Here is a 10,452-nt window from a genome sequence, read left to right as displayed (position 1 = left end):
CCGCGACGGGTGCGGGCGGGGTGACCGGCGCGGGCGCAACGGAGGCCTGGGGCTGCGGGGCGGTGGAGACCGCCACCATGCCGAACATCGGCCAGGAGAAGGAGAGATCGGCCGGCGTGGCGCTATAGCCGGAGAAGCCGCCCATGATAGCGGCCGGCGCGGCGGGTTCCTCGCTCACGGCCTCGTTCGCCTGGTCGCCCTCGGCAGGCAGCTCTTCATCGGCGGCCCAGACGGCTGCGACGGGCGCGTCGTCCTCAGCCGCGTTGTCCTCGACGGCGTCTTCACCGGCGGTATCGTCCTCGGTTTCGTCCGAGAAATCCTCGTCCGTCTCCTCGGCGAAATCCTCATCCTCGAAGCCGTCATCCTCCGACGCGAACTCGTCCGTCTCATCCTGCGCGACGAAAGCCGGCGCGGCGGAGACCGGGGCGTCTTCCCCAAGCGAGGCGTCGATGGTGGGAGTTGGAGCGTCGGCCGTGGGCGCGGCGGGAGCCCGCGCGGCGCCATAGCGCGCGGCGAGCAGGCGCTCCTCCTCGGGGAATTCGTCCTCATAGGCGCCGTCTTCCAGCGGGATGAGGTCGTAGACATCCGCGACATCATTGGCGGCGGTGAACGGCGCTTCCGGCACCCAGGCGGCGGCGGGCGTGAGGGCGGCCGGGATCACCGGCGGCGTGTCGTAGCCGAACTGGATCATGGAGGCGACCGGCGTCGCCACCGGCTTCGGCGCCGGCGCGACAGGCGGCTGGGCCGCACGCGTCGTCGCGTTGCTGGTCACGTTCTTCGTCGCGCTCGGGGCGCCGATCTTCGCCGCCGGCCCTGCCGACGGCGCGGCGGGCATCGGCTTCGTGACGGGCGCGGCCGGCACCACCTCGGGCTGGGCCGAGAGCGCGCGCCGGGCATGGGCGACGATGAGCGGCTTCGGCGCGGCGCCGAGCGGCGGCTTGCGCGGCGGCACGCGCAGCACCGGCGTCTGCGAGGGGCGCGGTGGGGCGACGATGGCGGTCGCGGTCGCCGGTGCTTCCGGCTGCGGCGCCGCCACCGGCTGGCGCATCAGATAATCCGGCGTGCGGGTGAAGCGCGTGTTGGGCGGCATGGTGAAGGGCTGCAGCCAGCTCGGCACCATTTCGTGCTGCGGCGCGACGATGGGCGCCTTGGCCACGGGGGGCGCCTTCGCCACGGGGGAGGCCGACGGCTTCGGCGCCTTGGGCGGCGGCGGGGCGTAGGTCACCTGCGGATTGGCGCGGGAGAACACGTGAGTCTGGGCGCTCGCCTTCGACTCGGAAGCCTTGTCCGCATTCGGATCGGAGGGACGCGCCGGATTACGCATGGGACGCTGAAACCTTTGCCACTACTGCCGTTGAGCCTGCCGCGCCCGGCGCGCGAGGCGCCGTCGAGGCCGTGCCATATGGTTAGGCGAACAGCGTTAACGAACGGTATGAGGCGGCAGATTTCCCGGCGGTAATGTGGCGGCTCCCCCGGCGCTTTGCCTGCCGGGGGAGCGGCGCGTCAGGCCGGAAGGCCGAGCGTGGCGCGGATTTCGGCCGGCATCAGGTCGTGCGTCTCGGGGTGCTTCATCATGTAGCGACCGAACACCGAGCAGCGCGGCACCACGGCCAGGCCACGCTGGCGGGCGCTGGCGAGGCCAGCCTCGACCAGCTTGGTGGCGAGGCCGCGCCCACCGAGTTCCGGCGGCACTTCGGTGTGGGTGAAGATGATGTGGTCATGCGCGAGAATGTACTGCGCAATGGCGAGCTGGCCGTCCTGCTCGATTTCGAACCGATCGGCGGCGCGGTTGTCCCGCACCGGGATTTCGCCGTTGATGCTCATGCTGGTCTCCTTGGGGGCGCCCGGTTCGGGTTCGTGAGCGGATGCCGTGATTGAGTGGGCGCCGGTGGGATATTGTCGACCAAAACGGACGCAGCGTCGCCCCCCGTTTCGGCCTGCGGGGTGAAATTATCGGCTGGCTCCGATATAGCGCGGGCTCCTCCGCAGGGAAGAGAGTGCCCATGATCGCGTCGACCCGCCGCCCGCCCTCACCGGAAACGCTCGCGCTGCTGGAAACCCGCCGCTCGGTTGCCGCCGCCGGCCTGCAGGCGCCGGGGCCGGATGCGGGGCAGACGCAGCGGCTGCTGACCATCGCCGCCCGCGTGCCCGATCATGCCATGCTGACGCCGTGGCGCTTCATCTTCATCGAAGGCGCGGCGCGCGCCGAGATCGGGGCGCGGCTGGCGCAGGCCTATCGCGACCACAACGGGCATATGCCGGAGGAGAAGCGGGAAAAGTTCGCCGCCATCATGGGCCGGCTGTTTCCCGCCCCGCTGGCGGTGGTGGTGGTGAGCCGCCCGGTGGCGGGCAGCGCCATTCCCGCCTTCGAGCAGGAGCTTTCCGCCGGCGCCGTGTGCATGAACCTGCTGACCGGCGCGGCGGCGATGGGGTTCGACGGCATCTGGGTCACGGGCTGGGCGGCGACGCACCAGGCGGCGCTCACGATTCTCGGCGTGGGGGTGGGTGAGCGGGTGGCCGGCATCCTCCACATCGGCTCCGCCAAGGAGGCCCCCGCCGACCGCCCGCGCCCGGATGTAGCGGCGCTCACCACGCGCTGGTCGCCATCGGAGCCATAAAAAAAAGGCCGCCCCGGCACAGCGGGACGGCCTCTTCTTCAGGCGCTTGGCGTTTTGGCGCTTCCTCGAACGGTGGATCAGGCGGCGGCCTGAGCTTCAGCCTGCGCACGCTTGGCCTCGCGGCGGCGGCGGGTGAGCACGAATTCGGTGTAGCCGTTGGGCTGGGCGCGGCCTTCGAAGATAAGATCGCGGGCGGCGCGGAAGGCGAAGCCGTCATAGGACGGGGCCATTGGCACATAGGCGGGGTCGCCCGCGTTCTGGCCGTCGACCACCTTCGCCATGCGGCGCAGCGTCTCTTCCACCTGCTCGGCCGTGACCACGCCGTGCATCAGCCAGTTGGCGACGTGCTGGGAGGAGATGCGCAACGTCGCGCGGTCTTCCATCAGCCCGACATCGTGAATGTCCGGCACCTTGGAGCAGCCGACGCCCTGGTCGACCCAGCGCACGACATAGCCGAGAATGCCCTGGATGTTGTTGTCCAGTTCCTCCTGCACGGCCGCCGGCTCCCAATTGCCGCGGTCGACCACGGGGATGGTGAGCAGGTCGCGGCGCGCGGCGCGCTTGCGGTGGCGCAGTTCCGCCTGCCGCTGGAACACGTCCACCTTGTGGTAGTGCAGCGCGTGCAGCGTGGCGGCGGTGGGCGAGGGCACCCAGGCGGTGTTGGCGCCGGCGAGCGGATGGGCGACCTTCTGCGCGATCATGTCGGCCATGCGGTCGGGCATCGCCCACATGCCCTTGCCGATCTGGCCATGGCCGTCGAGATGGGCCTCCAAGCCGGCATCGACATTGTTGTCCTCATAGGCCTTGATCCAGGCCTGCGCCTTCATCTCGTTCTTGCGCACCATCGGGCCCGCTTCCATCGAGGTGTGGATCTCGTCACCGGTGCGGTCGAGGAAGCCGGTGTTGATGAACACCACGCGCTCGCGGGCGGCGCGGATGGAGGCGGAGAGGTTGGCGCTGGTGCGGCGCTCCTCATCCATGATGCCGATCTTCAGCGTGTTGAGGTCGAGCCCCAGCGCCTGCTCGACACGGGCGAACAGGTCCACCGCGAAGGCGACCTCCTCCGGGCCGTGCATCTTCGGCTTGACGATGTAGACGGAGCCGGCGCGGCTGTTGCGCAGCTCGCCTTGGCCCTTGAGGTCGTGCAGCGCGATCAGCGAGGTGACGGCGGCATCGAGAATGGCCTCGGGAATCTCCCGGCCCTGCGCGTCCAGCACGGCATCCGTCATCATGTGCTGGCCGACATTGCGCACCAGCATCAGGCTGCGCCCGTGCAGGGTGAGTTCCTCGCCGGTGGGCGCGGTGTAGCGGCGGTCGGCGGCGAGGCTGCGCTCGACCGTCTCGCGGCCCTTGGCGAAGCTGGCGCTGAGCGTGCCCTTCATCAGGCCGAGCCAGTTGCGATAGACCAGCACCTTGTCCTGCGCGTCCACCGCCGCGACGCTGTCCTCGCAATCGACGATGGTGGTCACCGCCGCCTCGATGACGATGTCGGCGATGCCGGCGGCGTCGGTGGCGCCGATGCGGTGGGCGCGGTCGATGACGATGTCGATGTGCAGGCCGTGATTGACCAGCAGCACGGAAGTCGGCGCCTCGGCTGCGCCATCGAAGCCGGCGAATTGAGCGGGGTCCTTCAGCGCGGTGCGGGTGCCGGAGGCGAGCTCGACTTCCAGCGCGCCCTTGGTGACGCGGTAAGCCACGGCGTCGGCATGGCTGCCCGCGACCAGCGGCACGCTCTCGTCGAGAAAGGCGCGGGCGCTCTCGATCACGCGCCGGGCGCGGACCGCGTTGAAGCCGTTGGAGCGGGTGGCGCCGCCGTCCTCGGGGAGCGCGTCAGTGCCGTACAGCGCGTCATAGAGGCTGCCCCAGCGGGCATTGGCGGCGTTCAGCGCGTAGCGGGCATTGGTGACCGGCACCACCAGCTGCGGGCCGGGAATGCGGGCGAGTTCCTCGTCCACCTTGTCGGTGACGACCTCGAAGGCGTCCGGCTCCGGCAGCAGATAGCCGATCTCCGCCAGGAACACCTCATAGGCGACGGGGTCGATCGGCTTGTTGCGGTGGGCGCGGTGCCAGGCGTCGATCTGCGCCTGCAATTCGTCGCGGCGGGCGAGCAGTTCCGCATTGCGCGGGGCGAAGTCGCGCACGATGCCGGCGAAGCTCTCCCAGAAGGCGGCCTTGTCCACCCCGGTGCCGGGAATGGCTTCATTATTGATGAAATCGACAAGGGCGGAATCGACCTTCAGGCCGGCGACGTCGGTATGAGTCATAACGGGTCCCTTCACGCGAGCGGATGGCCGGTTGCCGCGAGCCGGCGGCACAGCTGTGCATTCACATAAACAAAAGTGCGGGTGCGGCGCAACATCGCAGATAGTCGGATGCGGCCGCGATGCAAGGGGCAATCCTTACCCGACAACGCCTCTCGCTGCGTTTGCGTTGCAGCGAAGGGTGAAAATCACCCCTGGGTTGACCAAGCGTCATTTGGGGCGAGGAGGGCCGGAACAACGAAAATGTCACCCCGGGGATGTCCGGCTCGCGCCGGACCCGGTGGCGGTTTTCCCCGAACCGCCACCGGGCGCGCGGCATGCGCCGCCCCGGGGTGACAAGGTGGTGCGCCTCAGAACTGGGCGGTCTCGGTCGAGTCCTGCATCGCCGTGGTCGCGCTCAGGCCTTCGCTCAGCACGGTGGCGATGGCGTCGAAATAGCTGGTGCCCACTTCGCGCTGGTGGCGCGTGGCGGTGAAGCCCTGCGCTTCCGCTGCGAATTCGCGCTGCTGCAGCTCGGAATAGGCGGCCATGCCGTCTTCCCGGTAGCGCCGCGCCAGCTCGAAGGTGGTGAAGCACTGGTTGTGGAAGCCGGCCAGCGTGATGAACTGGTACTTGTAGCCCATGGCCCCCAGCTCGGCCTGGAAGGTCTTCATCTGCGCCTTGTCCATATGCTTGGCCCAGTTGAAGGACGGCGAGCAGTTATAGGCGAGCATCTTGCCCGGATGCACACGGTGCACGCCTTCGGCGAAGCGGCGGGCGTCGTCGAGGCTGGGGGTCGAGGTCTCGCACCACAGTAGGTCGGCATAGGGCGCATAGGCGATGGCGCGGGCGATGCCGGCCTCGAAGCCGCCATTGTAGCGGTAGAAACCTTCCTGCGTGCGCTCGCCGGTGATGAAGGGCCGGTCCAGCTCGTCCACGTCCGAGGTGATGAGCCGGGCCGATTCCGCATCGGTGCGCGCCATGATGACGGTCGGCACGCCGAGCACGTCGGCCGCGAGGCGGGCGGCGTTCAGCGTGCGCACGAATTGGCGGGTGGGCACCAGCACCTTGCCGCCGAGATGGCCGCACTTCTTCTCCGAGGCCAGCTGGTCCTCGAAATGCACCGCCGCCGCGCCGGCCTCGATCAGCGCCTTGGTCAGTTCATAGGCGTTGAGCTGGCCGCCGAAGCCGGCTTCGGCATCGGCGATGATCGGCACGAAGAAGTCGTGCTGCGGGCCCTTGGCGCCGTCCGCGCGCTCCATGGTCTGGATCTGGTCGGCGCGCATCAGCGCCTTGTTGATTCGCCGGACCACGGCGGGAACGCTGTCGACGGGGTAGAGGCTCTGGTCGGGGTACATGTCGCCGGCGGAATTGCCGTCCGCCGCCACCTGCCAGCCGGAGAGATAGATCGCCTCCAGCCCGGCCTTCACCTGCTGCACCGCCTGGATACCGGTATAGGTGCCCATGGTCGGCACGAAGGCCTGGGTCTGCAGCAGGTCCCAGAGACGGCGGGCGCCATTGGCGGCGAGCGTGTGCTCGATGCGCAGCGAGCCGGCGAGACGAGCGACGTCAGCGGGGGTGTAGCTGCGATGAATGCCGCGCCAGCGGTCGGGCGCCCAGCTCGGGGCGGGGAAGCTGTCGGGCGAGTGGGGGCGAGTCTGGTCCAGCATGGTCGTTTCCTGAAGCAAGATCGGAAGAAGAGAGAGACGCGGGGGCCGAGGAGGGGGCGGCTCCCGCGCCGGCCACGCCGCGTCGCGCGTCCTCGACGCGGGGGGGCCTGAAGTCGCGCGGCACGAGGTCGAGCGGGGCGAGGCGGGGCGGGCGGAAGCGGGGGCGGGCGGCCATCGCTTAGCGTGCGCGCCTTGTGTAGGTCGCCGCCACCAGACGGCCGCCGAGCAGGGCGCCGACGAGGGCGTTCATGTCGTCCTGGCCGGGGGCCATGGCGATGCGGTGCCGGCCGATGCGGTGGACGATGGTGAAATCCTTCGCCGCCAGCCCCTGGTCGCGGAAGACCTGGCCGATCTCTTCGGCGTCGCCGCCGATGATGGTGATGAATTCCTCTTCACCCATATTGGTGCGGGTGTCGGTGCTCGCGCTCATGTCAATTCCTCCCTGCGGGTGTGATGTAAAGATTTAACAGTCGACTTCGAAAGGCAAGAAAGATAATGATTTGAGCGTGTTAAGCTGATAAGGCTTGTAAAGTTTACAGGTCGGTTTTGTAAAGCCAGCAAAGGGCCGGGCCATGCTCGCCACCAGTGAACCGCGTATCGGCAGCCGCGTGCAGAGGCTGCGCCGCGCCAAGCGCATCTCGCAGGCGGACCTTGCCGGCGCGCTCGGCATTTCCGCGAGCTATCTCAACCTCATCGAGCATAATCGCCGCCGCATCACCGTGCCGCTGCTGATGAAGCTGGCGGGCTATTTCGGCATCGAGCCGGGCGAGCTGGTGGAGAATGACGAGACCCGCCTCGTCGGCGACCTGATGGAGCTGTTCAGCGACGAATTGTTCGCCGAGAACGCGCTGACCAACCAGGACATACGCGACCTCGCCTCCTCAAATCCTGCCATTGGCCGGGCGGTGGTGCGGCTCTACGACCAGTTCAAGACGCTGCGTGAGGCGCACCGCACCGGCGCCACGGGGGCGATCGAGGGGGAGGGCGGTTATCACTCCTCCACCGACGCGGTCTCCGATTTCATCCAGGAGAACGCCAACTACTTCCCCACGCTGGAAGCGGAGGCAGAGCGCATCCGCCACGATATCGACTTCGCCTCGGATTCCTTCGAGCACGGGCTGAAGACCTATCTCGCCAATGTCTTCGGCCTCAACTGGCGCTCCGCCTCGCTGCCCGCCGGCATCGCCCGGCGCTATGATGCGGGCGCGCATGAACTCATCACCGCCGAGGTGCTGCCGCCGGAATCGGCGCTGTTCGTGGTCGCCCACCAGCTCGGCCTGCTCGCGGCGTCGCGGCAGATCGACGAGCTGATCGCCGCCGCCAACCTGCCGGACGATGCGCCCATCGTCACCCGCAACGCGCTGGCGAGCTATTTCGCCTCGGCGCTGGTCATGCCCTATGAGCCGTTCCTCGCCGCTTGTCAGGAGACGCGCTACGACATCGAGCGCATCCAGCGCCGTTTCCGCACCAGCTTCGAGCAGGTGTGCCATCGCATGACCACGCTGCAGCGGCCGGGGCGCAGCGGCATCCCGCTGCATCTCGTGCGCACCGACATCGCCGGCAACATCTCCAAGCGCTTCTCGCTGTCGGGCATCCATATTTCCCGCCATTCCGGCGCCTGCCCGCGGTGGAATGTCTATGCCGCCTTCTTCCACCCCGAGCGGATCAATGTGCAGCTGAGCCAGATGCCGGAAGGTCAGCGCTATTTCTGCATCGCCAAGTCGATCACCAAAGGCGGGCACCGGCACAATGCGCCGCGCCGGCACCTCTCCATCGGGCTGGGCTGCCATATCAGCCACGCGCACCAGATGGTCTATTCCGACGGCATGAACCTTTCCGATCCCTCGCAGACCGTGCCGATCGGGGTGGGCTGCCGCATCTGCCCGCGGCTCGACTGCGAGCAGCGCGCCCAGCCGCCGACCGACCACCGCTTCACCCTGAACGAGATCGACATGTCGGAGAGCTTCTACGCCCCGGCGCGGCGGGGTTTGTGAGTTTCACCCGATCTTCTCGCCGGTGACCTCGCTGAGCCGCCGGCGCATCTCGTCGCTGTAGCGCTTGACCGCCTGCGCCTCGCTGAGCACGCCGGCCACCGTGCCATCGGGCAGGGTGACGGCCAGCGCGTCGGCCTCGCTGCGCTCGAACAGGCCCAGCGCCTCGCGCAGCGTGGTGGTCGGGCCCAGCGTGGTGTCGGTGTGGCGCAGCAGCGGGCGCAGGCGGGCGGGCGCGTCGTCCTCCACAGGCTCGAACAGTGCGGCGGGCGCGATCATGCCGGCATAGCGACCATTCGCGGTGGCGACAAGAGCGGCGGTGGCGCCGGGCGGGTAGCGCCGGCGGGCCTCCCTCAGCGGGGTATCGACATCGATCAGCGGCACCTCGCGGCGCATCAGCGTGGCGACGGTGAGTTCGCGCAGCCAGCCGACATCATGCGCGCCGCGAATATTCTCGCCGCGCAGATGGAAGCGCCAAGTGGCGAAGGAGAAGCCGAACAGCAGCCGCGTCGCCAGCGAGGCGGTGCCGGCCGCCGCCAGCACCGACAGGGTCAATTGCAGATTGCCGGTCATTTCCAGCGCCAGCAGCGTCATGGTCATCGGCCCGCCGACCACCGCGACGGCGAGCGCGCTCATGCCGATCAGCGCGTAGAAGGCGTGGGCGGTGACAAGATCGGGCAGGATCAGGCTCATGCCGCCGGCGAAGACACGTCCCGCCATCACCCCCATCAGCAGCGAAGCGAAGAACAGGCCGCCACGAAAGCCGGCACCGATGGAGACGGAGGAGGCCGTGACCTTCGCCACCAGCAGCAGGGCGGCGAGCGTCGGCCCGGTATCGGCGGCGAGGAAGTGATAGACCGCGCCATGCCCGGCCGAGAGCACCGCCGGGTTCCACAAAGCGAGGGCGCCGACGAGGAGACCGCCCACGGCCGGGCGCAGCCAGGCGGGCAAAGCGGAGCGGCGGAAACCGGCTTCCACCAGCGTCGCCCCGCGCATGACGGCGATGCCGACCAGCGCGCAGAAAAAGCCGAGCAGCAGCACCGAGGGCAGATCGGACAGCTGCGGGGCGTTCAGCGCGGGCAGGGGCGTGTGGTGCGGGGGCGCCAGCAGCTGCTGGGTGAGGGAAGCGGCGAAGGTTGCCGTCATCATCGGCACGAAGGCGGGAATGGCATAGGTGCCGAGCACCAGCTCGAAGCCATAGAACGCACCCATCAGCGGCGCGTCGAACGCCGCGCCGATGGCCGCGCCGGCGCCGCAGCCGACCAGCAGGCGCAAATCCCCGCGCCGGACATGAAACACCCGGCCGAACCAGGAGGCGAGGCCGGCCGCCGCCTGGGTATAGCCGGCCTCCAGACCCACGGACGCCCCGACCCCGCTGGAGAACAGCGTCTGCAGCGCGACAATGAGGCTGTCGCCCGGCGACATGCGCCCGCCATGCAGCGCATTGGCTTCGATGGGGTCGACCGGCGGGCTGGCCCGCGTGCGCAGAAAGGCCCGCACGCACAGGCCGAAGGCGAGGCCGCCAAGCGTGGGCACCAGCAGCAGCAGGACGGCGGGGACGCCGGCCGTGGTCGAGAGATGGCTGGCGGTGGGAATGCGGAACAGCAGTTCGTGCAGGCCCTGCAGCGCCATGTTCATGGCGATGACGACCAGCCCGGCGGCCACGCCGACCAATGCGGCGAGGGCGACGACGCCGAGTTCGCTCGCCCGCACCAGCCGGCGCAGGCCCCGGGGCATTCCGTCCTCGCCGCTGGTGCTGTCGGAGGTCACGTCCCGCTCGCCCAAATCCCTGATGCCTCACTAGGCAAGGACGCGGCCGGGCGCAACGCCTGACCTTGGGTCGCGTCGCCGCGATGTGATGGGCGTGGGGATGACCGCGCCGCCGGGCCGGCTAAAGTCACGCCCGACGTCCCACGGATTCGGCGCCGCCTGC

The 10,452-nt window shown here is 69.1% G+C and carries 7 protein-coding genes and 1 pseudogene; 2 read left to right on the top strand and 6 right to left on the bottom strand.

Annotation, left to right across the window (positions count from 1 at the left end; genetic code table 11):
* Together ACP2AH_RS04610 and ACP2AH_RS04605 are read right to left on the bottom strand one after the other, a co-directional pair.
* A pseudogene (locus ACP2AH_RS04610) lies at positions 1–1,324 on the bottom strand (hypothetical protein); the annotation flags it as partial.
* A gap of 179 nt (positions 1,325–1,503) precedes the next feature.
* On the bottom strand, positions 1,504–1,824 hold the full coding sequence (locus tag ACP2AH_RS04605) for a GNAT family N-acetyltransferase (RefSeq protein WP_421697046.1): 321 nt from the start codon (positions 1,822–1,824) through the stop codon (positions 1,504–1,506).
* 179 nt (positions 1,825–2,003) lie between these two features.
* On the opposite strand from ACP2AH_RS04605, the gene ACP2AH_RS04600 reads away from it, so the two are divergent.
* Positions 2,004–2,618, top strand: coding sequence for a nitroreductase family protein (locus ACP2AH_RS04600; protein WP_425104700.1), 615 nt, complete (start codon positions 2,004–2,006; stop codon positions 2,616–2,618).
* Between the two features lie 77 nt (positions 2,619–2,695).
* Here the strand turns inward: ACP2AH_RS04600 and ACP2AH_RS04595 are convergent, their stop codons facing one another.
* From ACP2AH_RS04595 to ACP2AH_RS04585, 3 genes are all read right to left on the bottom strand, one after another.
* The gene (locus tag ACP2AH_RS04595) at positions 2,696–4,882 is read right to left on the bottom strand and encodes a malate synthase G (RefSeq protein WP_425104699.1); all 2,187 of its coding nucleotides are present in this window, start codon (positions 4,880–4,882) and stop codon (positions 2,696–2,698) included.
* 347 nt (positions 4,883–5,229) lie between these two features.
* Positions 5,230–6,528: an isocitrate lyase gene (gene aceA / locus ACP2AH_RS04590; RefSeq protein ID WP_425104698.1), complete on the bottom strand. Its 1,299-nt coding sequence runs from the start codon at positions 6,526–6,528 to the stop codon at positions 5,230–5,232.
* A 178-nt stretch (positions 6,529–6,706) separates the two neighbouring features.
* Complete coding sequence (locus tag ACP2AH_RS04585; protein WP_244377719.1) at positions 6,707–6,958, bottom strand: hypothetical protein; 252 nt, start codon at positions 6,956–6,958, stop codon at positions 6,707–6,709.
* Between the two features lie 142 nt (positions 6,959–7,100).
* Between ACP2AH_RS04585 and ACP2AH_RS04580 the strand changes: the two genes are divergently transcribed.
* On the top strand, positions 7,101–8,522 hold the full coding sequence (locus tag ACP2AH_RS04580; RefSeq protein ID WP_425104697.1) for a helix-turn-helix domain-containing protein: 1,422 nt from the start codon (positions 7,101–7,103) through the stop codon (positions 8,520–8,522).
* A 3-nt stretch (positions 8,523–8,525) separates the two neighbouring features.
* Here the strand turns inward: ACP2AH_RS04580 and ACP2AH_RS04575 are convergent, their stop codons facing one another.
* Positions 8,526–10,289: a chloride channel protein gene (locus tag ACP2AH_RS04575; protein ID WP_425104696.1), complete on the bottom strand. Its 1,764-nt coding sequence runs from the start codon at positions 10,287–10,289 to the stop codon at positions 8,526–8,528.
* Positions 10,290–10,452 lie beyond the last annotated feature (163 nt).

The sequence above is a fragment of the Ancylobacter sp. genome, assembly GCF_965249975.1.
Lineage (GTDB): Bacteria > Pseudomonadota > Alphaproteobacteria > Rhizobiales > Xanthobacteraceae > Ancylobacter.
This window is presented reverse-complemented; position numbering and strand designations above follow the sequence as displayed.

What these genes read in the sequence shown, in the direction of transcription:
- ACP2AH_RS04595 (WP_425104699.1), bottom strand. Translation starts at nt 4,882, where the DNA reads ATGACTCATACCGACGTCGCCGGCCTGAAGGTCGATTCCGCCCTTGTC.
- ACP2AH_RS04585 (WP_244377719.1), bottom strand. Translation starts at nt 6,958, where the DNA reads ATGAGCGCGAGCACCGACACCCGCACCAATATGGGTGAAGAGGAATTC.
- ACP2AH_RS04605 (WP_421697046.1), bottom strand. Translation starts at nt 1,824, where the DNA reads ATGAGCATCAACGGCGAAATCCCGGTGCGGGACAACCGCGCCGCCGAT.
- ACP2AH_RS04580 (WP_425104697.1), top strand. Translation starts at nt 7,101, where the DNA reads ATGCTCGCCACCAGTGAACCGCGTATCGGCAGCCGCGTGCAGAGGCTG.
- aceA (WP_425104698.1), bottom strand. Translation starts at nt 6,528, where the DNA reads ATGCTGGACCAGACTCGCCCCCACTCGCCCGACAGCTTCCCCGCCCCG.
- ACP2AH_RS04600 (WP_425104700.1), top strand. Translation starts at nt 2,004, where the DNA reads ATGATCGCGTCGACCCGCCGCCCGCCCTCACCGGAAACGCTCGCGCTG.